Origin of the sequence: Calidifontibacillus oryziterrae (assembly GCF_000331575.1) — a bacterium.
In the GTDB taxonomy this organism is placed as follows: domain Bacteria; phylum Bacillota; class Bacilli; order Bacillales; family Bacillaceae_J; genus Calidifontibacillus_A; species Calidifontibacillus_A oryziterrae.
In genome coordinates, this window is the sequence record NZ_KB223527.1 from 1,735,433 (window position 1) to 1,758,077 (window position 22,645).

At 36.8% G+C, this 22,645-nt stretch carries 18 protein-coding genes; 3 read left to right on the forward strand and 15 right to left on the reverse strand.

From position 1 onward, the window contains the following. Positions 1 to 5 precede the first annotated feature (5 nt). From D612_RS0116855 to D612_RS0116935, 15 genes are all read right to left on the reverse strand, one after another. The gene (locus D612_RS0116855) at positions 6 to 788 is read right to left on the reverse strand and encodes an ABC transporter ATP-binding protein (RefSeq protein WP_017756677.1); all 783 of its coding nucleotides are present in this window, start codon (positions 786 to 788) and stop codon (positions 6 to 8) included. Next, a complete protein-coding gene (locus D612_RS0116860) occupies positions 769 to 2,082 on the reverse strand; it encodes a branched-chain amino acid ABC transporter permease (RefSeq protein ID WP_017756678.1) in 1,314 nt (437 codons plus the stop codon). Before D612_RS0116860 ends, D612_RS0116855 begins: the two co-directional genes overlap by 20 nt. A 10-nt stretch (positions 2,083 to 2,092) precedes the next feature. Beyond that, a complete protein-coding gene (locus D612_RS0116865; protein ID WP_017756679.1) occupies positions 2,093 to 3,079 on the reverse strand; it encodes a branched-chain amino acid ABC transporter permease in 987 nt (328 codons plus the stop codon). A gap of 296 nt (positions 3,080 to 3,375) precedes the next feature. Continuing rightward, positions 3,376 to 4,599: a branched-chain amino acid ABC transporter substrate-binding protein gene (locus D612_RS0116870; RefSeq protein ID WP_017756680.1), complete on the reverse strand. Its 1,224-nt coding sequence runs from the start codon at positions 4,597 to 4,599 to the stop codon at positions 3,376 to 3,378. 393 nt (positions 4,600 to 4,992) lie between these two features. Then, complete coding sequence (locus tag D612_RS0116875) at positions 4,993 to 5,421, reverse strand: threonine/serine exporter family protein (protein WP_017756681.1); 429 nt, start codon at positions 5,419 to 5,421, stop codon at positions 4,993 to 4,995. 73 nt (positions 5,422 to 5,494) lie between these two features. After that, positions 5,495 to 6,244, reverse strand: coding sequence for a threonine/serine exporter family protein (locus D612_RS0116880; protein ID WP_017756682.1), 750 nt, complete (start codon positions 6,242 to 6,244; stop codon positions 5,495 to 5,497). 566 nt (positions 6,245 to 6,810) lie between these two features. Further along, positions 6,811 to 9,054 (reverse strand): sensor histidine kinase, encoded by a 2,244-nt coding sequence (locus tag D612_RS0116890; protein WP_017756684.1) that lies wholly within the window; start codon positions 9,052 to 9,054, stop codon positions 6,811 to 6,813. Continuing rightward, complete coding sequence (locus D612_RS0116895) at positions 9,032 to 9,724, reverse strand: response regulator transcription factor (RefSeq protein ID WP_017756685.1); 693 nt, start codon at positions 9,722 to 9,724, stop codon at positions 9,032 to 9,034. The genes D612_RS0116890 and D612_RS0116895 overlap by 23 nt, the downstream gene beginning before the upstream one ends. A 715-nt stretch (positions 9,725 to 10,439) precedes the next feature. After that, the gene (locus D612_RS0116900) at positions 10,440 to 12,281 is read right to left on the reverse strand and encodes an ABC transporter ATP-binding protein (protein WP_017756686.1); all 1,842 of its coding nucleotides are present in this window, start codon (positions 12,279 to 12,281) and stop codon (positions 10,440 to 10,442) included. A 121-nt stretch (positions 12,282 to 12,402) separates the two neighbouring features. Next, complete coding sequence (locus D612_RS0116905) at positions 12,403 to 14,346, reverse strand: ABC transporter ATP-binding protein (protein WP_017756687.1); 1,944 nt, start codon at positions 14,344 to 14,346, stop codon at positions 12,403 to 12,405. 435 nt (positions 14,347 to 14,781) lie between these two features. Then, a complete protein-coding gene (locus tag D612_RS0116915; protein ID WP_017756689.1) occupies positions 14,782 to 15,093 on the reverse strand; it encodes a type II toxin-antitoxin system RelE/ParE family toxin in 312 nt (103 codons plus the stop codon). Further along, positions 15,086 to 15,451 (reverse strand): AbrB/MazE/SpoVT family DNA-binding domain-containing protein, encoded by a 366-nt coding sequence (locus tag D612_RS0116920; protein WP_026092560.1) that lies wholly within the window; start codon positions 15,449 to 15,451, stop codon positions 15,086 to 15,088. The genes D612_RS0116915 and D612_RS0116920 overlap by 8 nt, the downstream gene beginning before the upstream one ends. 175 nt (positions 15,452 to 15,626) lie before the next feature. After that, positions 15,627 to 16,106: a flavodoxin domain-containing protein gene (locus tag D612_RS0116925; RefSeq protein WP_017756691.1), complete on the reverse strand. Its 480-nt coding sequence runs from the start codon at positions 16,104 to 16,106 to the stop codon at positions 15,627 to 15,629. A gap of 147 nt (positions 16,107 to 16,253) precedes the next feature. After that, positions 16,254 to 17,150, reverse strand: a complete 897-nt coding sequence (locus D612_RS18540; RefSeq protein WP_017756692.1) for a hypothetical protein — start codon at positions 17,148 to 17,150, stop codon at positions 16,254 to 16,256. Between the two features lie 333 nt (positions 17,151 to 17,483). Next, positions 17,484 to 19,166, reverse strand: a complete 1,683-nt coding sequence (locus D612_RS0116935; RefSeq protein ID WP_017756693.1) for an acyl-CoA dehydrogenase family protein — start codon at positions 19,164 to 19,166, stop codon at positions 17,484 to 17,486. Positions 19,167 to 19,405: 239 nt separating this feature from the next. Here D612_RS0116935 and D612_RS19165 point away from each other — a divergent pair, with 239 nt between their 5' ends. The 3 genes from D612_RS19165 to D612_RS0116950 all read left to right on the forward strand — a co-directional run bounded on the left by D612_RS19165 (position 19,406) and on the right by D612_RS0116950 (position 22,595). Then, positions 19,406 to 19,534, forward strand: a complete 129-nt coding sequence (locus D612_RS19165) for a DUF4023 family protein (protein ID WP_017756694.1) — start codon at positions 19,406 to 19,408, stop codon at positions 19,532 to 19,534. Positions 19,535 to 19,788: 254 nt separating this feature from the next. Next, the gene (locus D612_RS0116945) at positions 19,789 to 21,279 is read left to right on the forward strand and encodes a peptide MFS transporter (protein ID WP_017756695.1); all 1,491 of its coding nucleotides are present in this window, start codon (positions 19,789 to 19,791) and stop codon (positions 21,277 to 21,279) included. A gap of 329 nt (positions 21,280 to 21,608) precedes the next feature. Continuing rightward, complete coding sequence (locus D612_RS0116950) at positions 21,609 to 22,595, forward strand: diaminopimelate dehydrogenase (protein ID WP_017756696.1); 987 nt, start codon at positions 21,609 to 21,611, stop codon at positions 22,593 to 22,595. Positions 22,596 to 22,645: the final 50 nt, after the last annotated feature.

Consider the following 22,645-nt stretch of genomic DNA (forward strand, 5'->3'; position numbering starts at 1 on the left):
CCCCCTTATGAAACCGATTGGTCCGCTGAACTTTTTCCTAAATATGCTTCAATTACTTTTTGATTTGTTCGTATTTCATCAGGAGTTCCTTCAGCAATTTTTTCGCCATGGTCTAACACAACTATGTGCTCTGAGATTTCCATTACAAGCTTCATGTCATGCTCAATTAAGATGATTGTTAAATCAAACTCATTACGCATCGTAAAAATTAAATCCGTGAGTTCCTTTGTCTCCTTTGGATTCATACCTGCTGCAGGCTCGTCTAATAAAAGCACCTTTGGTCTTGTCGCAAGGGCACGGCCAATTTCTAAACGACGTTGCGCACCATAGGAAAGGTTACGTGCCTCTTCATTTACAAATTTACTAAGCCCGATGTAATCTAAAATATTGTACGCTTCCTGCTCTGCATAATTTTCCTGCTTTTTAAAAATAGGAAGATTTAAAACCGTGCTAAGTAATCCTTCTCTTAAATGGGTATGCATACCTACCATTACATTTTCTAATACCGTCATACTGCTAAAAAGACGAATATTTTGAAACGTCCTTGAGATACCGCGCGTTGAAACAACATGTGGCTTAAGTCCTACAAGTGATTTTCCATCCATAAGAATGTCTCCGCTAGTAGGCTGGTACACACCCGTTACCATATTAAAAAAGGTCGTTTTCCCCGCTCCATTTGGGCCAATTACCGCAGTAATAGAACCTTTTTTTACATCCATACTTATATCATTATTGGCAACAAGGCCACCGAAGGCTTTCGTTAAATTTTTAACTGTCAAGATGGACATTTTGCTCCGCCTCCTTCGTAACAGTTGCATTCACTCCAGAAATACTACTTCCAACCTTGCCTTTGCCTTTCATTAGCTTTTCAACGTCAAAGATCGGATTTTTTGCCGGTAAAAGTCCTTGCGGTCGGTACAGCGCAAAACCAACTAATATTGCTCCAAAGATGAGACGTTGCATTTTGGCCGGAGAAAGCGCATCCGGTATCGAAATAACACCTTGAAGGCTTAACTGATTTAGCCAATTTGTAAATTCCGTTAACACTTGAAGATTTAAAATTGTCATTACAGCTGCACCTAAAATAACACCAGGTACGCTACCCATACCACCAAGCAGAACCATAACAAGAATTGTAATCGATTCAAGTAATGTAAAGCTCGTTGGGTCGACGAAAGTTTGTTTTGCTGCAAAGACAACTCCCATTACACCAGAAAAAGATGCCCCAATTGCAAATGCTAACAGCTTTGTTCTTACTAGAGGAATACCCATTGCTTGTGCGGCAATTTCATTTTCACGAACTGCTTTCCACGAACGTCCTAGTTTTGAATACTCTAAGCGGCGTACAGCAAAAACAGTGATAATTAAAATCCCAAGAACGATATAGTAAAATTGGCTTGGATACATAAACTCAATTCCAAATAGTCGCGGTGGTTCAATGGATATTAACCCCATTGCGCCATTTGTAATGTTAACAGGACGATCTAAGTTATTAAATACAATCCGAATAATCTCACCGAATCCAAGGGTTACAATCGCTAAATAGTCTCCTTTAACACGTAATACCGGAACCCCGATTAGTACGCCTGCAATCGCCGCGGCGATCCCACCAAATATTAAAAACAGCCAAAAGCTTTCACCTGGCAAAGGAAACTCACCAAATGATAAAAATTCCGACGCTTGCGTTGTTGCAAAAATACCGTACGTATAAGCACCAACAGCAAAGAAGGCTACAAAGCCTAAATCTAAAAGACCTGCTAGTCCAACGACTATATTTAGACCAAGTGCCATCGCTACATATATTCCTACAAAAGAAGCAACCTCCATGTAGGATTGATAGGCCGGTCCCTGACTAGCTGCAAAGGGTAAAATTACAATTAAAACAGCTCCTGCAATGATCCATTTCTTAAAATTGCTTAATCCTGTAAAATGCAACAGCAATAATGACGCCAACAATAATAGAAAGGCGATAACAGACTTTTGTGCAATTATTAGACTTAACGCAGTTAGAAGAATATAGGCGATAATCAGGATTCCTTGGTACTTTTTATTTTCTTTAACGGTTTCGAGAAATTTTTTCATGTTTAGTCACCTACACCTTCTCTGTTGTTGCTTTACCGAATAAGCCTTCTGGCTTAAAGATAAGCACTAGGATTAGGATAGAGAACGCAAATACATCTTTATATTCCGCACCAAACACACCATTTGTTAAGATTGTTAAGTTTGCTGCAGCAAACATCTCAAGCATTCCTATAAGCAACCCGCCAAACATTGCACCGCGAATATTACCAATGCCACCAAGAACAGCTGCTGTAAATGCCTTTAATCCAAGAATAAAGCCAATATAAGGATCAATCGTTCCATATTGAACGGCAAATAATACGCCAGTAGCGCCGCCAAGTGCGGAACCAACAAAAAACGTAATAGCAATTACTTTATTAACGTTAACAGACATTAATGAAGCCGTTTCACGGTCTTGAGCAACAGCTCGCATTGCCATGCCCCACTTTGTCCGATTTATAAAAAAATCTAAGCCAACCATTAAAATAATTGCTGTGATTAACACAATAAGAAATGAGGATTTAAATGAAGCATCACTAAATACGGGAAGGATAGACGAAGTCTTTACAACGATTTGATCATTAAAAAGACTCGGCCCCGTTAATATGTAATTTCCTTTTTTTAGCTCTGTAATAAAGCGGACTAAATCTTGTAAAACAAAGGAAATACCAATTGCTGTAATTAAAGCAATTAATTTTGGGGAATTTCTTACTGGTCGGTATGCAACTCTTTCAATCCCTACACCCAAAAGCCCTGTCAACACGGATGTAATTAAAAGAACGATTATAAGCGCCAATAGCGCAGGCATAGCAGTCATCAATCCTAAGCTCGTAAAGGAAATTAAGATTGCCGTACCTATAAAAGCACCGGACATAAAAATTTCACCGTGAGCAAAGTTAATCAATTCTAAAATTCCGTAAACCATTGTATACCCTAATGCAACAACTGCATAAACGGCCCCTAACGTCAATCCATCTATTAATACTTGCGGGAGAGTACCTAGGACTTCTGTTAACATCGATGTCACCCACCTTTTCCTGATATTTTGTTATAATTTTTGATACTGTAATTTGTACGAAAATTGCTTTTACCGCATATTACGAAGTGAGTAAGGGTTGTATAGATTTTGCATTCAATTACTCGTACATAAAGAAAGTAGAATAATTTCAATCTTAACGATAACATGAGAAGAAAAGGGTAAAGACAATAGTCAATACCCTTTTATTGCATCTAATCTGCTCAATTCCACCCTTTTGTTTGGCGGACATTGATTATTTTTTTGAGTGTTTACATTAATATCAAGCCCTACCTTGATTATTTACTAACCTCATCAACTTGTGCTGCAGGATAGCTAGCTTCTTCGAATTTGTAGATGAAAATTTTTGCAAAATCGTTATCACCGATGTCATCGAAGCTTACTTTTGTAACTACACCTTCGTAGTCTTTTACATTACGAACAGCTGTTGCAATTTGCTCACGAGTTGGTAATTGATTGTTGTTTGCTTTAATTGCTTCTTCAATACCTAGAAGAAGTACACTCATCGCATCATATCCATATGCAGAATATGATTCAATACCTTTGCCAAATTCAGCTTGATATTTCTCAGCAAATTTTTGACCTGTTTCAGTAGCAGTTGTAACACCCGCTGCTGAGGTTATATATGCGTTAATAACAGAGTCACCAGCGATTTCAACTAGTGTTGAGGAATCCATTCCATCCCCACCCATAATTGGGCCAGTAAATCCTTTTTCACGAGCTTGCTTAATAATTAAACCGCCTTCCGTATACATACCACCAAAGTAGATTAGATCAGGATTTTGCGCCATTGCAACGTTCATTACACCGTTGAAGTCCTTCTCACCAATCGTAATACCTTCAAAGCCAACGATCTCTGCACCTAGCTCTTCAGCAGCACCTTTGAATGCTTCTGCTAATCCCGTACCATAAGCTGTTTTATCTTGAATAACAAAAATTTTCTTAGCTCCAAGTGTATTGACAGCAAATGCTGCACCTGCTGGACCTTGGAAATCGTCACGAGCAACAATACGGTTCACTGTTTTCAAACCACGATCAGTAATATCAGTTGCCGTATTTGCAGGTGATACCATTGGTAGATTATATTTTTCATAGATTTCTGAAGATGGTATAGCTACACCAGAGTTATAGTGACCAACAACACCTAGGATTGCTTCGTCAGAACCCATTAGCTGTGCGTTTGCAACACCCTTTTTCGGGTCAGCTTGGTCATCGTAAGGCACTAATTGTAATTCAAAACCTAATCCCTTAAATTTTTCAGCGTTTTCATCCATAGCAAGCTGTGCACCTAGTTTAATTGATTCACCAACTGTTGCACTTCCACCAGAAAGAGGACTTTGAGTAGCGATTTTAATAACTTGAGTGCCCCCGCCGCCTTCTGTTGTTGCTGCAGGTTCACTTGCTCCCCCGCTTGTTTGCTCTTGTCCACCTCCGCCACAGCCAGCTAATAAACCTAATGCTAGTGTTGCTGTCGCAAGAAATGATAGCGATTTTTTTAACATGTAGTTACCCCCTTATTTCTTTGAAAAATATTTACAAAATTAAAACTATTTAGAATATATTACAATATTACCCAAATTACAATACAAAATTTAAATATTAAGATAATTTTTTGTCCTTGCTTTCAAATAGCTTGTTTTAAATTTTATTACAGTAGCAAAGCAAAAGTTGTCGAAATTTTGTAAGAAAAATAAAAAAAAATCCACATTTCGCTATGGCAAAAAGTGGATTTTTTGTACTGTTTTCTTCACTATACTAATAATAGTAATTTGTAGTAGGAATTGAATTACATAGTTATCGTACAAATTTTCACAAAACAATTCAGATCGTTAATTGTTATTATCTTACAATTAAATTTTTCATCAGCTTTTGTAAAACGCTAGTCTACCGTTGATTTACATTTTAGATCGTCGGATTATTTGATTAATTACCTCTGAAAAAACTAGGCCAATTGCAATAGCGCCTGAAATTACAAATGCCTTTGCTGCGAGTTGGATTGCTAAATTGTAGTCATTTTCAACAAAGTGGCGCATTGCATCGTAGGCCAAACCACCTGGGACAAGCGGTATGATTCCCGAAACATTAAATACGATTATCGGTGTTTTATAAATTTTTGCAAAGAATTGACTGACAACTGCAATAAAAAAGGCTGCAATAACTGTTGCAAGGGCGGTATCAAACGCATACTGTCTTTCTAACACAATATAAATGATCCAGCCTACCATTCCTGCAAAGCCACATTTTATAAGTGCTTGTTTTGGTACATTAAAGATTGCCCCAAATGCTGCCGAAGCAATGAAGCTTGTAAAAAGCTGCGCTATCATCTATAAATTCCTTTCTACAGTAGGTTTCTACATTAGGTTGTACAATAGTTTAAACTTTTTTTGGATTTGAATTTTAAGAAAATGAGAAAACAATCGCAATACCGGTCCCAATCGCAAACGCGGTTAAAAATGCTTCGGCACCTTTTGACAAACCAGACACTAAATGACCTGCCATCAAATCCCTGACAGCATTTGTAATTAACAGACCGGGTACGAGCGGCATAACAGAGCCAATAATAATTTTATCCAGTTCAAGTCCAATTCCTGTCGTGACAAATAAAACTGATAGTAAGCCAATGATTAACGATGATAAAAATTCGGCAAAAAACTTGATTTCCACCAAGTTCTGAAAATATACGACACTTAAATACCCCAGACCTCCAGTTATCATTGCTGGAACAAAATCATACCAGCCACCGTTAAACATAATTAAAAAACAGCCACTTGCAATTGCTGCAGCAATGACCTGTGTATAGATTGAATACGCATGCTTTGTTGCATCAATTTGTTTTAGTTCTTGTAACGCTTCTATATGTGTTAAGTCCCCACTACTAATTTTTCGCGACACACTGTTTACCATTGTCACTTTTTGCAAATCTGTTGACCGGTCTAAAATGCGTATTAGCCTCGTCGTTTCTAATTGATCAACAGAAAAAATAATGCCTGTAGGAGTTACATAACTGTGCGTTTCTTCAATTCCAAATGAAGCCGCAATTCTCGTCATCGTATCTTCAACACGATACGTTTCAGCCCCGCTTTGCAGCATAATCTTACCCGCAAGCAAACAAAGCTCAACGATCTCATTTTGTTGTTTTTTGTCCAAGGCACATCTCTCCAAATTTTTAATAAAGCATCCAGATTTTTCCCGATTTTTTTAATAAACCATAATTAAAGCATAATAGAAGTTTAATGAAAAACTGTAGATTTAACAACCATTCAATAGAAGAAAAGATGATGTATATATTTTGTGTATCATATCTCCAGTAATTGAACTATTCCGCCGAATAAAAAAATTCTAGACGGAGAAATTCCAGCTAATTTCTTTTCGAGAGGCTTTTAACGCCGAGTTAAGCGGAGAAATTCTGATTCCCTTCCTTAAATAAGACAAAATCCTAGGTTTGGATAAAATATACGGAAACCCCCCTTTTATTTTTAGGAAATATCAGTATTTTACAATATTATCGGAATTTTTCCGTTTATTTTTCAAGGATTTAGCCACTTTACCCATGAGTTTGGCTACTTTACCCACGAGTTTGGCTACTTTACCCACGAGTTTGGCCGCTTTACCCACGAGTTTGGCCACTTTACCCACGAGTTTCAAAAAGCTCTTTTCGTAGATCCTAAACAAACAAAAAGGCGCAAAAGCGCCTCATTCCATAATAACAACTATTACATTAAATCTAGCGTAATGACGACTTTGAATAAATCACCATCAACATAAATATCTAAATTGCCTTCGTGAAGGTCAACGATTGATTTTGCAATTGCGAGCCCAAGACCGGAGCCTTCTGTATGCCGCGATGTGTCGCCACGCTTGAAGCGCTCAAATAATTCATCGATGTCACCACCAAGCTCATATTTTGCTACATTTTTAAACTCGATTTCTACTTTACGAGCTGACGGTTTCATTGAAATATACACTCTAGTGTTTTCTAAAGAATATTTCAAAATGTTGCCGATAAGATTATCAAACACCCGCCATAACTTTTGTCCATCTACATGTGCATATAGCGGTGTATCTGGCTTTGTAATCCGTAGCTGCAAGCTTGACTCACTAAGTGCTTCATCATGCTCTGCTAAAGTTTGCTGCAGAAGTTGAACTAAATCAACCTTTTCCTTCACAAGCTCCATATTGCCACTTGCCATTTTTGATGCCTCAAATAAATCATCAATTAATACTTTTAACCGTTTCGATTTGCGATCTATGATTTCAATGTATGAATTACGATCTTCGTCAGTTAAATCTGGAGTTTTTAACAGCTCTGTGTACGTAATAATCGACGTTAACGGTGTACGCAAATCATGGCTTACATTTGTGATTAGCTCGGTTTTCAGGCGCTCGCTTTTTGCTTGTGCTTTTTGCGAGACCTTCACACCGTATTTTAAAGTATTAATATTTTCAGCTAGTTTTGCTAATATTGATTTCCCGTTAATTGGTAAATCTGGTTCGTAGTTTCCTTGTGCTAATTCACTAGTATTATGGACAATCTGATTAAAATAACCAATACGCTTCATTAGTAATATGAAAACTGGTATACCTATTACTAGTAAAACAGGTACATAAATAATGAGAAATACTGGATCCAGCAAAACGATAACTGCCCCTATGCCACACCCAAAAATAACCGCCAAAAGGATTATCATTTGTGTGCCAACACGCCGATTTAAAAACGCTGACTGCAAAGCCCCAACTATTCTCCAAGCTAAAGATTTCTGGAAGTCAGCTTTTACATTTTTGCTGTCTAACAATCTTGTAACGACCATTTTCCCTAGAACTAGTGATAATGCAACAAAAATTGCTCCACCACCAAGGTAAATCACCATATCATCTAATTTATTATAAAAATAATAATCATAATAAATATAATGCGAACTTGTTAATGCTAACAATGCTGCTAAACAAGAAACTAAAAAGACAACTATTTTGACATCGATTGGCACACGCATGTAATATCGCTGCCACTTTTCGAAAGAAATTGCTCTGATCCAGTTCGTTTTCTTATAAATTAACAAGCAGATAGCAAGAGCTGCCAGACCAGTGATTACGTGAATATAAAACACTAGCTGTTCCTTTTGATAATTGTAGTAGTTTTGCAATTCCGTTCTTCCTTGTGGAGCAACCTTTGGAATCGCGATTTGTCCCTCATATTTTTCGACCGATCCATTTATAATAGGGAGCATAATATCGTCATAGCCAATCGGATATCTCCCTTCGGTTGAAAGAAGGTCATGATTTGAATAATCTCTAATAAACGCCATATTGCCCTTGTTAATTTGGTCCTCTACTAATGAGTTCTTAATTTTATCTGATGTATTGCTATCGAATTGGATAGCTTCTAAGTTTGAATAAACCTTGCCTGTTTTCGTATTTTTGAGATAATACTTAAATGTATTTTTATATTGTAAAAATTCTTCTTTTTGTCTCTCAAGAAAGGTGAAATATTCATCAATATGTGCTTCTTTTTCTTTAATAATTTTCGCACGAACGTGGTCATCGCTTTTGAAATTATTTGTAATATCCTCTATTTTTTGATCACGTTCTGCCATATAAATTTGGGCGACCTCTTCATTGTTGCTCGCTAATGCCTGTTGGATCTTGTCTTCATACTGTTCTTTAATATTTGATACTTGAGCTGATAGGTCTCCATAACGATAACGGTGCTCGTCTATCTCAGCATTCGTAACGGTAATAAGCTTCTTTGCTTTTTCTGCTGTAAGCTCGCTTAATTCAAACCCTGATAATAAGTCTAGAAAACGGTGATAGTCATCTTGAAATTGAACAGTTTGAAAATAATCTCGTTTCGCATAATAACCGCTATTGTTGAACCCTGATAACAAACCGCTTAGTCCAAATGTTAACAACACAATCCAAATCACAATGGGAAGTAATTTATTTTTCAATTTTATAGCCAATTCCCCATACCACCTTTAAAAATCTCGGATTTTTCGGATCAATTTCTATTTTTTCACGAATTTTACGGATATGAACAGCGACCGTATTTTCAGCGTTATAGGAAGGTTCATTCCACACTCGTTCGTATATTTCCTGAATTGAAAATACTCGTCCTGCATTTGTCATTAGTAGTTCCACAATTTTATATTCAATGGGTGTTAGTTTGATCGGTTCGCCATTAACGGCAACTTCTTTTGCTGATTGATCGAGCGTCAAGCCGTGAAGATCAATGAGCTTTTCTGCGCCTTCATATGTACCTAACGTCACGTACCTGCGCAGCTGGGATTTCACGCGAGCAATGAGCTCAAGTGGATTAAACGGCTTTGTTACATAGTCATCAGCGCCCACTTGGAGTCCTAGAATTTTGTCAGTATCTTCACTCTTTGCACTGAGGATAATGATTGGAATATTCTTTTGCTCACGAATTTTAAAAGTGGTAGAAATTCCGTCAAGCTTTGGCATCATTACATCTAAAATGATAAGGTGAATTTCTTGCTCATTAAGTACTTCAATTGCTTCAATGCCATCCTGTGCCTTAATAACGGTCAAGCCTTCATTTTTCAAATAGATTTCTATTGCATCGCGAATTTCTTTTTCATCATCGACTACGAGTACGTTATAATTGCTCATTATTGATCACACTCCTTTCCAAATTATAGCATGCATATTTTTCCGGAAAAATAATTAGTGGTGGACAACTCCCCGCTCCTTCGCTGTACGCAAAATAGGTTTGCATTCGTAAGCCAACATCTTTTTAGTTACAACCCGATTCCTTGCTATGTGTTCTCTAGGCTGATTCCATTGTAACGAGCAAATCTTAACATTCATTTATTAAAAATCTTAAGAATTTCTTAAGATTGGACAATTTTGTTAATTGTTTTCCGTTATTTAGTATTACTCTGCAGTCTGTTTAAATTTAAAATATAATTAGCTATTAAAATTTTATAAATATATTATAGTTCCGTGCGATATGGCGCTTGATTCACAAGGTTTTCCTCACTGTTTTTATATCGATAACCACATTGAGAACGGTTATTATCCTGAAAAGTACTTTTATTAGCGGATAAAGTAGATTTATTAACCGGAACGGGCATTTTATTGTCCTAAATTAAACTTTTATTGTCCTACTGCCATATTTACCCATCCCCCCGCTTGTTGAGACCAATATCGTATTCCCACTTGTTTAGATGATGGCCATAATTACCCATTTTTTTCCTCCCGGTCGAAAATCTTTATCAGTCGTTGATTCTTATAGCAGCAAAAACAAAAAAAACCTTCAACTCGGGATCACAACTTCCGATATCGTGATTTCCCGAACTGAAGGGGTTAATAGTATTTTTTGCTATTATATCTGACTCATTACCATCTTATTGTATCTACCTTTTTGTGACATCAACTCATCGTGAATTCCTTGTTCAACAAGCTCCCCATGATCAATGACCATAATTTTATCTGCATCTCGAATCGTATTTAGGCGATGGGCGATGATAAAACTGGTCCGCCCCTCCATCACATGCTGCAAGGCATCCTGAATATGATGCTCTGTACGAGTATCTACACTGCTTGTTGCTTCATCTAATATTAAGAAGGCAGGCCTTGCCAAAATAACGCGCGCAATTGCAATAAGCTGCCTTTGTCCTTGGCTCAAGTTCCCACCATTTTCTGATAAAATCGTCTCGTATCGATTTTCTAAGCGATTGATGAATACATCAGCATTTGCAAGCTTTGCCGCCTGCATAACCTCATCATCCGAAGCATCTGGTCTGCCATATTTAATATTTTCTTTAATTGTGCCGGAAAATAAGTATGTATCCTGGAGCACAATTCCGAAGCTTTTCCGCAAGCTATCCCTTGTATAATCTCTAATATCACGACCATCTATTAAAATCCTGCCACTTGTTACATCATAAAATCGCGTCAGCAGGTTTACAATTGTCGTTTTCCCTGCTCCCGTCGGACCAATCAAAGCCGTACTAGTACCGGCTTTTGATTCAAAGCTAATATTTTTCAAAATAGGTACATCTTCCCGATAGCCGAAGCTCACATTTTCAAATACGACATGGCCGTTGGGATTTGTTAACGGAATTGCTGTAGGTGGATCTACAGGGTCCTCTTGTTCGTCTAAAATTTCAAATACCCGCTCAGCTCCGGCAACTCCTGACAAAAGTATATTGTAAATATTCGCTAAATCATTAAGCGGCCTAGAAAATTGCCGTGAATACGTTAAAAAACTAGCAATTACACCAACCGTTATAAAGCTTTTCACAGCAAGAATACCACCAACAATTGCTACTACTGCGAATCCGAGATTACTAATAATATTCATAATTGGCATTAAAAATCCAGACCATATTTGTGCTTTTAATCCAACTTTACGAAGCTCTATATTTAATTGTTCAAATTGTTCTATCACTTTTTCCTCGCGGTTAAAAGCCTTTACTACATGAAGGCCAGAAATTGTTTCCTCAATGTGGCCATTTAACATCCCAAGCTTTTCCTGTTGCCCTTTAAATAAAAGACTTGTTCTTTTCGTAATGGTTTTTGTCAGTAAAAATACAAGCGGAATCGTAATTAAGCTTGCAACCGTTAATAATGGACTTAGGATGAGCATCATCACAAACGAGCCAACTAAAACAATAACACCATTCATTAATTGTGTCGTAGATTGAGAGATGCTACTACTGACATTATCAATGTCATTCGTTAACCGACTCATCAGTTCACCGTGTGTTCGTGTATCAAAAAATGCGACTGGCAGCTTTTGCAGCTTTGCAAATAATTCCTGTCTCAAGCCCCTCACGATCCGTTGGGAAACTCCTGCCATCATCCATCCTTGAAAAAAGGTAAGAATTCCGTTTCCAACATAAGCAACAAGCAACGCGATTACAATAACTTGAAGAAGGTCAAAATCAACTGTACCAGTTGTTGTCCCCATAGCATCAATGGCTTTACCAATTAAGTAAGGTCCAACTAAAATAAGGCCTGCATCAAATAAAATAAATATAAAAATAAGCATTAACCGCTGCTTCTCATTCCCAAAGTAATGCCATAACCTTCTTAAAGTTGCACTAAAGTTTTTTGGTTTTACTACTGGGCCACGATGATGCTTGCCAAATCCACCGGGGCGTCCTGGAAGTTTTGGACCGTTATTCAATTTTAATTCTTTTTCCTTATATGCTGATGACATAATTTCCCCTCCTTTCAATACTACTGAACACGAAATTCCTGCAAGGGCGCTCGAAATAATCGGAAGTTTCAAACTGATTCATTTATAGATTTAATTAAAAACTTCTTCGACTAAAATTTTCTTATGTGCCTTTCCCAATTTGTGATTCATAAATTTCCTGATAAACGCGACAATCCTTTAGCAATCCATGATGACCGCCGATCCCAGCGATCTTTCCTTGTTCAAGAACAATAATTTTGTCTGCATCTATAACAGAAGAAATTCGTTGAGCAATAATAATAGATGTAAGCTTATCTGTATGTTTCTTTAGAGATTTTTTTATTTTTGCTTCCGTTCCGACATCTACAGCGCTCGTACTATCATCTAAAATTAGGATTTCAGGATTTTTTATTAGTGCTCGAGCAATGGAGAGCCGCTGTTTTTGTCCACCTGATAAATTAACACCGCCTTGACCAATATTTGTATGATACCCTTCTGGGGAGTTGGCAATAAATTCATAGGCTTCAGCTATTTGCGCTGCTTTTATTACCTCTTCATCCGTTGCATCCTCTTTTCCCCATTTAATATTGTCAATAATTGTTCCAGTAAAAAGCATTGTATTCTGCGGCACGATGGCTATTTTTTCTCTAAGCTCCTTCACATCCATTGTTCTAACATCAACACCATTGATTTTAATGGACCCACTATGAACATCGTAAAACCGTGGAATTAAACTAATTAATGTACTTTTCCCTGATCCAGTTGAACCAATTATTCCAATTGTTTCTCCCGGTAAAATTGTAAAAGATATATCCTTTAATATGGGTTCACTTTTCCCGCCACTGCTATAGGAAAAAGAAACATCCTGAAATTCGATGCTCCCATGGGCGAAGTCTTTTTCTATGTTGGTGGCAGCATTACTAAGCAATGCTTGACGAGAACTATTTTGAGAATCGTAGAAAGCATCGTTATAAGAATTAGATTTAGCGGCGAAACGATAGTCGTATCGATCATCGTTATCTGAGTCGCAATTTGAGTCGCAATTTAAGTCGCAATTTAAGTCGTATTGAGAATTATTTTTATAATCATCATTTGAATTATTATATGCATCGCTAGTAGCCTCATAACCGTGCAAATCTAACAGATGATCTCCGGCAAATACCTCTCCAATCCGTTCGGTCGATGCTCGAGCTCGCACAAACATGTTAAAAACCATAAAGATCATCATTAATGAGAACAGAATTTGAGCCATATAGTTTGTGAAGGCGATAATCTCACCAACTTGGATTTTCCCAGTTTGAACACCAAGTCCACCAAACCAAAGCACTGCAACAATCCCAATATTCATTGCCAGAATAATTACCGGCATGAACACAGACATTATTCGAATAGCAGCTGTTTGTTTTGCTTGCAGGTCTTCATTAACATTGCTGAACTTAGAAATCTCATAATCAAAACGGTTAAACGCCTTTACAACACGAACCCCTGATAAATACTCACGCATCACACCATTTACCGCATCAATCGCTTTTTGAACCTTTATAAAAAATGGAAATCCTATTTTCATATTTAAAACAATTAATATCGCAATGATTGGAACGATAATCGCAAGTATAATCGCTAGTTGACCATTAAGCCGTGCTGCCATTATAATTCCACCAATACAAAGCAGTGGAGCCTTTACAAAAATACGCATAAGTCCATTCACGAAAACTTGGACTTGAGTCACATCATTTGTTAATCTTGTTACTAGTGAGGCACGATCAAAGCGGTCGATGTTTTGGAACGATAAACTCTGAATTTTTTTAAAAAGATCTGATCTGAGCTCTGTTCCAAAGCTTTGTGACACAAAGCTCGAGACAACATTTCTAGTTGCAGCAAATAATGCTCCAATTGCTGTTATCGCAAGCATAACCCCGCCCATTTTTAACACATAGTCTAAATCTCTATTGGCAACGCCGACATCAATAATCTTTGCCATAATTGTAGGCTGTAACAGATCACATATAGCCTCAAAGGTCAAAAATAAAATGGCGAGCGTAAACGGCTTCCAATATTTTCGCACGTATTTATGTAAAAATTTCATAATTAGCTCCACCTTTGGATGAGTCCAAACAATTTTCTTTTATAAAAAGGTGCTGTTAAAGTTTGATGTTGATTTCCGTTGCAGGCACTTCGCTTTCCGTTTATCCCCGCGCCAATTCTCTCGCTCACTTCGTTCGTTGTGCGGCCTTGGTCTGCCTCGCCTTCCCGCAAAAGTCTACATTCCTTCCGCTCCAATCAACGAGTTAAAACAATCAACATTATGCTTTAACACAGCCATAGAAAAAAATAACTACATTGTTGTCATAAATAACGACAAACTACTCTATAACCCCAATAATCTAAGTATACAAAAATAAATGATTAAAAAGATATAATTATGCGTTTTACTTTAAATTAGATATTCCCCACAAAACAATTCTGGATTAAACCCATAAAAAAAGACCGGGATCATTAATCAAATTATCATCACCGGTCTTTACATATTTAAATATCGCTTTAAATCATTATAAAAATTCTCACGCGGCCCAATTAATACTAAGAGGACTACATTGCCACCTTCATCTATTTCTATCTTATAGCACAATTCATAATTAGTTTTTAAATGAATGATGTCAAGTGAGCTATAACCTTTTAAATCTCCTCTTTTAGGCTCCCCGATCGTAGGGTCTTGTCTTATTGCTAAAATACCCGCTTCTATTTTTTCAAATAAAACACGATCAGTTTTTCGTATTTTCTTTAATTGTTTAATTGCCCGATTACTAAGTCGATATGGTACAAGCTCACTCATCTTCGTTATCGTCCTCTAATGAATCCAGAAAGTCACCCAAGCTTTCCGCAATTAATGGATTTTGCATTGCTTCCTCCTTCATACGGTCTATAGCTTTTGGTATCTCGGACTTAATACGAGAAAATTCAGATATCAATTCCTCACCAGTATACCCTTTACGAACAAGATCCTTTAAAATATCCTCCGAAAAATCAACCACCTCATATTTTGCTGGGCGGATTATGATTTCTTTCCCATTAAACTCAATTAAAGCTTCATCAGTTAAACGCAATGCATCATAGAAATCCTTTGGGATATTAATTTGGCGTTGCTTAGACACCTTTACACGCCTAACAGGCTTACCATACAATTTACTCATGGTTCCTCTCCCCTTCGATGTCGTGGCTGTTACCATAAGTTATGCCCCCTTTATAGAAAAATACACCCTTCTTTAAAACTTTATTCTTTTATAACTTTGTTTCTTTATTATATTTATTATATAGTCTATAATGTGCGATTTCAAAGAATTGAAACTATAACAAAGCCACATTCACTTAAATCAGCAATTGCTCAGCAAAGTTATCAATCTTTTCCTCTGAAAGAGCAAATTGGCTTTCAGTGATCCCAACGATTTTTTTCACAATAAATTTTTCAATAAAGTTTAATTTTGATAAATCGAATTCATGGCCAAAAATTTCTTTTACAGTCGCATGGTTTAATAATGCCTCAGGGAACGCATCATGTAATTCCTTTCCCAACTGCTGTTCATCAGGGTGTCCCGCACATAAAAACAACCCTACTTTTTTCGTTAACAATTCGTCAAGATGGTCATTTGTATACTTCATTAGTTCCTTTTGGACCTTCCCTAAATAAATGGATCCACCAATTATCACCGTGTCATAGCCTTCAAGTGAGGGAATTTTGTCAACTTTTACATGAAATGAATGAATTGATGCGCTAGCTTTTTCTTCCAATCTCTCAACCGACTTTTTGGCTGTTCCATGCTTTGACGCATAAATAATGATTGTGTTCATTGTTCATCTCTCCTTTTTGGTATTTATAAGCAAACGGTATATGAAAAATTTTAGTCGATCATACCTTTATTGAATGGTGATCTAAATTTTTTATGGCTCATCTTTTTATTCCACCTTTTGCACCTCAGTAAGTGGTTCATCCCCATTTTATAGTTCCAGCTTCTGTGGTTCATCCGGTAGTTCATTCACATTACTTAGAATAAGAAACATAAAAAATACAAACAAAAGATTAATAATAGAAAAGATAATTACTTCACTATAGCTTGTTTGAACACCAGAAAGTATCATCGTAATGGCCATAACCGTAACAGCAGTTCCTAATGTGAAGCCTTTCATAATCATGATTGGCGCTAATAAATATCCAATGGAATTTTGCTTGATTACAAGTATTCCGGCTAAAATAGCTAGTGGAACAACAAAACCTAAATCTAGCGCTTGGATTACGAGTGTCGTATAAATTTCTAATCCATAAGGTATTGTCCCATTCATTAAAGACGGAATTATTCTTCCTACCCACATAAGTAAAATTAATATTCCGACTGTTATGAGGAAACCACCAATTAATTTCGTTGGAAGTTTTCTAGCAAAATAACTACTTAAATTGTTTATATCGAAGCACATAATGGAAAGTATAAATGCGAAAAAACTAGCTGACATAAGAGCAACATATACTAGGAAGAAGTTGTTATACATTAACAAAAAGGAGTAGGAACTATACGTATACAAGAAATAAGCTAATGTACCTGTGAGCAGGAGATGACCTTTGACAGACTGCCTTCTATATAAATAAATGGACAGCAAAAGCAGCGGGATCCCAATAATAATCGTCACAACATCTTGAGCTAAAACCTGAACCGCTCCTGATAATGGCTCATGTTGATAAAGTCCTTTTCCGTACAAGATAATTTCATCCTCTCCCCGGAATGACGGCACTGCATGCTCGCCTGGACCATCCTTCGTTAATAGACCGAAAAGGGCGACTAGTAGAGAGGCAATTGCGATCAATATAGAAAGGATACTAATCGATAATTTATACTTCGCCATCTTTATTACTCCTCATTTGGTAAATTAAGGGATACATACAGGTCAAAAAACCTTTTGTAACCCTCATACTGTCGATTTTTTCTATTTGCTATTCAGCTTCATCATACCGATTTTTTCTATATGAACCAATTGAAATTACCATAATTCACAAAAGATTAAAAAAATCACGAATAACGGGGCAATAAAAAAGTTGGCCGTAAAGTATTTGGATACTCGCTACTAGTACGAGTCCATTACTAAACGGTCAACTGTGCATGCTACATGCTTTAGTTTATTAAAACCACACCTTTTTCATAGAAGGCTTTACGTACAACAATTTGTATAGATAAAGCTTTATTGATGAATTTCAACTTCACTTCCTTTTGCATAAACTAACTCATCAAAATGAGTTAACGGTAATAACGATGTATCAATTACCTCTCCATCATCCCAAGTATGAGCAATAAATACCTTTGCAAGTAAATGCTTACGGTCACCTTCTGACTCAACATCTGTTAAAGCGACGGTGCACAAGTAAATATCAGTCATTAAGTTAGCTACCGACTTAATATGATATGTCTCTTCTTGTTCACTTTTTGATGTAACATATGCAACGGTTTCTTTCAGCTTTTCTAGTTTTTGTTTTACAATCCCTGCCTCCGCATCAAGATAAGTAGGTAAAGATTCAAGCTTACTACTGATCATATTCATAAAATCTGAATGAACATTAAACTTTTTGAATAAGCGCAGAACTTCAAGGCCAAGTATATTGGCTGTTCCCTCCCAGACAGTCAACACTTGAGCATCTCGCAATAGTCTTGGTGTTACAAAGTCCTCCATATAGCCATTCCCACCATGGATTTCGATTGCTTCATGAGAGAAATCAATTGCTTCCTCGGCTGTTCTTGCTTTTAATAACGCAATCAACAAGCGATTCATTGCTTTTTCCTGTTTCGTAGCTTGCGAAAGGTTTGTCATTACACGATCAAATAATGGAATTAACTCAAACACTGCACTTGTTTGTACTTCATAACGAGCTAATAAATCGACTAATGTCTTTCGCACCATCGGATAGGTAATAATTTTATTTCCAAACGCTTCACGCCACTCGGCATAGTTTTTTGCTTCGACATAGGCACGGCGCATAATACCAATCGAGGCAACCGCATTGCATACACGCGATAAATTGAGTGCCTCCATCATATAATAGAAGCCTTTCTTTGGATCACCGATTAAATAAGCTGTGGCACCATTAAATACAATTTCCGCTGAAGGAACAGCCCGGACTCCAAGCTTATCCTTTAAGCGACGAACTTCAATACCATTTAAGCTACCGTCATCTTTTTTCCATGGTACTAAAAATAAGCTTAATCCTTTTGTTCCGCTCTCGGCACCGTCAATTCGTGCTAATACGGTGGCAACTCCACACATTCCAGCATTACTGGCAAAATATTTCTCGCCAAATAATTGATAGTGATCACCGCACTTTTCAGCTCTTACTTCATTCGCACCAACGTCTGACCCACCTTGTCTTTCTGAAAGGAATGTAGCGCCTTCATACAATTCAACCTCACCCGTCGAAATGACATGTGGTAAATAGTTTGCTTTCAGTTCTTCATCTGCAAAATGTTCAATTAAATAAGCTGTTGCCATTGTTAGCGTAACTGGACAATAAAAGCCAGGCTCTACTTGTGACAATAAATAACCTTGCGCATACGACAGCATATAATTTCCTTTTCGGTTCAATTCTGGAATCGTTTTATGAACGTAGCCAACAATTCCGGAGTTATACGTTTGTTCGACTGTTTTCTTGTAGCCTTCATTAACCCAAATATATGATACATCGTCACCTAACTTATTATATTTTACTAACTTTGGCTGCCCTTCCCGATCCGTATGAACGGCCCGTTCATCAAATTCGTTGTAACAAAGCTCATGAAAATTATTTAATGGTTTTTCAGCCCATGTTAATAGCTCTTCGTCCATGGATTTCTTTAATGCATGATATAGCGCCAAATCATCCTTGAATAACTTCATTATTTTCCCCCTTTTAAGTTTAATTCAGACTGAATATTTAGAATTTTCCTAATATTATAGGTTCGCCTAGAGTTAAAGTCAAGCACCAATCCACTCAAATTGGAAGGGGCTCGCCTCATATTGAAGGATCTAGTAATTTAATGTATGACTTTTCAACACTGTGATATTCCACCCATACATGTTTTCCCGCACTACTGGTTACATTAACTGATAGCTCGTATTAAAGGAGGAGAACTACGATGGAAAGTACAAGCGAATTTGTTAAAAAGGTGCAAGAAACTCAGAGGAAAGCTGAACTAAATCGCAAAAAAGGAAGTGGCAACCCGGATAAAAGATTGCCTAACAATCAACATCACCAAGGACATTAGAATTAATTACCCCTTATTACAGGGAAATTAAAAGTGCCAAAGAGAGCAATTATTCTTTGGTACTTCTTTTTTCATACTGCTCATGTAAATTTCTCAATTTATGTTTATTTCAAAATAATATTATTATTTTAATAAAATAAAATATTGTCAGAGATCTGTTGAAATTCTTCGATATATCCGTAATTTCCAAATATTTATTTTGACAATTTGCAATAACGAAATTATTATAAAATAATATAAAAGGAGGCTAACTTATGTCAGAATTTAATAGACAGAAAATTGTTGAAAGTGTCCCCCAGAAAGGGTTTTTCGGACATCCGAAAGGATTGTTCACCTTATTCTTTACTGAGTTTTGGGAGCGTTTCTCCTATTACGGGATGAGGGCAATCCTTGTTTTCTATTTATACTATGAGGTTTCAAATGGTGGATTAGGGCTGGATGAAACTACTGCTCTTGCAATAATGTCCATTTATGGTTCATTAGTATATATGTCTGGGATCATTGGTGGATGGTTGGCGGATAGAATATTTGGAACATCGAAGGCTGTTTTTTACGGTGGTATTTTGATTATGTTTGGTCACATTGCCCTTTCTATTCCAGGCAATGTTGCTATGTTTTTTATTTCAATGGTTCTAATTATCCTTGGTACGGGACTATTGAAGCCGAATGTTTCTAGTGTAGTTGGGGAAATGTATGCTGAAGATGATAATCGCCGTGATGCAGGCTTTAGCATTTTCTATATGGGGATTAATCTTGGAGCATTTTTATCTCCGTTAATTGTTGGTTCAGTAATGGATTATAGCTTCCACTTAGGCTTTGGTATTGCTGCAATCGGGATGTTTGCTGGTTTGGTTATGTTTGTATTTACGAAGAAAAAAAATCTTGGCCTTGCAGGTACAACTGTTCCAAATCCGTTATCTGCTACCGAAAGAAAAAAGACTCTCACTTATATTATTTTAGGTATAACAGTCATTGCAATATTGTGCGCAACTTTAATACCTGCTGGTATCTTAACAATAGATAGCTTTATTGCCCTTGTAGGGATTCTAGGAATTATAATTCCAACGATGTATTTTATTGTGATGTACCGCAGTCCAAAAACAACAGCTATTGAACGTTCTCGAATCCTTGCTTATATACCACTGTTTATTGCAGCAGTTATGTTTTGGTCCATTCAAGAGCAAGGTGCAACAATTCTTGCAAACTATGCAGATAAAAGAACACAACTTGATTTTGCTGGGATTCACATATCCCCTGCATGGTTCCAATCTTTAAATCCATTATTTATTATTACTTTGGCTCCACTGTTTGCATTAATGTGGGTTAAATTAGGAAAACGCCAGCCTACAGTCCCACAAAAATTCTCATTAGCACTACTTTTTGCTGGGTTATCATTTATTGTAATTTTATTACCAGCGTATTTTGGCGGCACAGATTCTTTAGTCAATCCACTATGGCTCGTTCTTAGTTATTTGATTTGTGTCATCGGAGAATTATTATTATCACCTGTCGGCTTATCAGCTACTACAAAATTAGCCCCTGCCGCCTTCTCTGCACAAACAATGAGTTTATGGTTTTTAGCAAGTGCTGCTGCACAGGCTATTAATGCACAGATCGTAAAATTTTACAGCGCTGAAACAGAAATGGTTTACTTTGGAGTAATAGGCGGAGCATCTATTTTATTAGGTATTTTGTTATTAATTATTTCGCCTAAAATCCAATCTTATATGAAAGGTGTTCGCTAATCCTACTAAGAAGAGACATAACTTAATCTAGACAAGACAGAGTATTATCATATATTCCGTTTCTTCTTGGATTTTTTTATAAAAATACCAACCTAAAACAACACCCGTAAGCAAGTAAATTGCTATATGGGTGTTTGTTTATTCATCTCATTTCGACATTGTTATTATTCCAACTATATATTGTTTCAGCTAATATTGATATTTAAAATAGATCGTATAGTAAGCGTTTCTTGGACATTTTCCCTAGTTGGTGATAAACTACTTACCATCACAATTTTTGAAGATAATTTAGAAAATATATTATTTTTCACACTTAGGAGGAAGAATTGATGACAAATCAAATTAAGATTGGAATTGTTGGTTACGGAAATCTTGGAAGAGGGGTAGAAGCAGCGATTAAACAAAATGATGACATGGTATTAACAGCTGTGTTTTCAAGAAGAGATCCGAGCAGCGTAAAGGTGGCTGATTCGAGTGTAAAGGTATTACATATTTCTGAGGCTGAAAAATATGTTGATGAAATTGATGTCATGATTTTATGCGGTGGTTCGGCAACTGATTTACCTGAACAGACACCGCAATTCGCTAAATTATTTAACACTATTGATAGCTTTGATACACACGCTAAAATTCCTGAATTCTTCGAAACGGTTGACGCCTCAGCAAAACCAAATAACAAAACTAGTATTATATCTGTTGGTTGGGATCCAGGTTTATTTTCGATAAACCGATTAATGGGAGAATCTATTTTGCCTGAAGGTTCTACATATACATTCTGGGGTAAGGGCCTGAGCCAAGGTCATTCTGATGCGATTCGAAGAGTTTCCGGTGTAAAAGCCGGGGTGCAGTATACAATTCCTGTTGAGGAAGCTGTAGAACGTGTAAGAAATGCTGAGAATCCTGAGCTTACTACTAGAGAAAAGCATACACGTGAGTGTTATGTAGTAGCTGACGAAGGCGCTGATTTAGCGCAAATTGAAAGCGAAATTAAAACAATGCCAAATTACTTCTCGGACTATGATACAACTGTAAACTTTATTACAGAAGAAGAATTAAAGCAAAACCATAGTACGATGCCGCACGGTGGATTTGTTATCCGGAGTGGAAAAACTGGTGAAAACTCAAACCATATTATTGAGTATTCGTTAAAGCTAGATAGTAACCCGGAATTTACATCTAGTGCTCTTGTTGCTTATGCCCGCGCAGCATATCGCCTTAATAAGGAAGGACAATTCGGTGCGAAAACGGTATTTGATGTTGCGCCTAGGTATTTATCACCAAAATCGGCAGCACAATTACGAAAAGAATTACTTTAGTAGCTCAAATATTATATATAAAATAACCGAGAAGAAACTCTCGGTTATTT

What these genes read in the sequence shown, in the direction of transcription:
- D612_RS0116950 (WP_017756696.1), top strand. Translation starts at nt 21,609, where the DNA reads ATGACAAATCAAATTAAGATTGGAATTGTTGGTTACGGAAATCTTGGA.
- D612_RS19165 (WP_017756694.1), top strand. Translation starts at nt 19,406, where the DNA reads ATGGAAAGTACAAGCGAATTTGTTAAAAAGGTGCAAGAAACTCAGAGG.
- D612_RS0116860 (WP_017756678.1), bottom strand. Translation starts at nt 2,082, where the DNA reads ATGAAAAAATTTCTCGAAACCGTTAAAGAAAATAAAAAGTACCAAGGA.
- D612_RS0116935 (WP_017756693.1), bottom strand. Translation starts at nt 19,166, where the DNA reads ATGAAGTTATTCAAGGATGATTTGGCGCTATATCATGCATTAAAGAAA.
- D612_RS0116945 (WP_017756695.1), top strand. Translation starts at nt 19,789, where the DNA reads ATGTCAGAATTTAATAGACAGAAAATTGTTGAAAGTGTCCCCCAGAAA.
- D612_RS0116900 (WP_017756686.1), bottom strand. Translation starts at nt 12,281, where the DNA reads ATGTCATCAGCATATAAGGAAAAAGAATTAAAATTGAATAACGGTCCA.
- D612_RS0116870 (WP_017756680.1), bottom strand. Translation starts at nt 4,599, where the DNA reads ATGTTAAAAAAATCGCTATCATTTCTTGCGACAGCAACACTAGCATTA.
- D612_RS0116925 (WP_017756691.1), bottom strand. Translation starts at nt 16,106, where the DNA reads ATGAACACAATCATTATTTATGCGTCAAAGCATGGAACAGCCAAAAAG.
- D612_RS0116915 (WP_017756689.1), bottom strand. Translation starts at nt 15,093, where the DNA reads ATGAGTGAGCTTGTACCATATCGACTTAGTAATCGGGCAATTAAACAA.
- D612_RS0116895 (WP_017756685.1), bottom strand. Translation starts at nt 9,724, where the DNA reads ATGAGCAATTATAACGTACTCGTAGTCGATGATGAAAAAGAAATTCGC.
- D612_RS0116865 (WP_017756679.1), bottom strand. Translation starts at nt 3,079, where the DNA reads ATGTTAACAGAAGTCCTAGGTACTCTCCCGCAAGTATTAATAGATGGA.
- D612_RS0116920 (WP_026092560.1), bottom strand. Translation starts at nt 15,451, where the DNA reads ATGAGTAAATTGTATGGTAAGCCTGTTAGGCGTGTAAAGGTGTCTAAG.
- D612_RS0116855 (WP_017756677.1), bottom strand. Translation starts at nt 788, where the DNA reads ATGTCCATCTTGACAGTTAAAAATTTAACGAAAGCCTTCGGTGGCCTT.
- D612_RS18540 (WP_017756692.1), bottom strand. Translation starts at nt 17,150, where the DNA reads ATGGCGAAGTATAAATTATCGATTAGTATCCTTTCTATATTGATCGCA.
- D612_RS0116905 (WP_017756687.1), bottom strand. Translation starts at nt 14,346, where the DNA reads ATGAAATTTTTACATAAATACGTGCGAAAATATTGGAAGCCGTTTACG.
- D612_RS0116875 (WP_017756681.1), bottom strand. Translation starts at nt 5,421, where the DNA reads ATGATAGCGCAGCTTTTTACAAGCTTCATTGCTTCGGCAGCATTTGGG.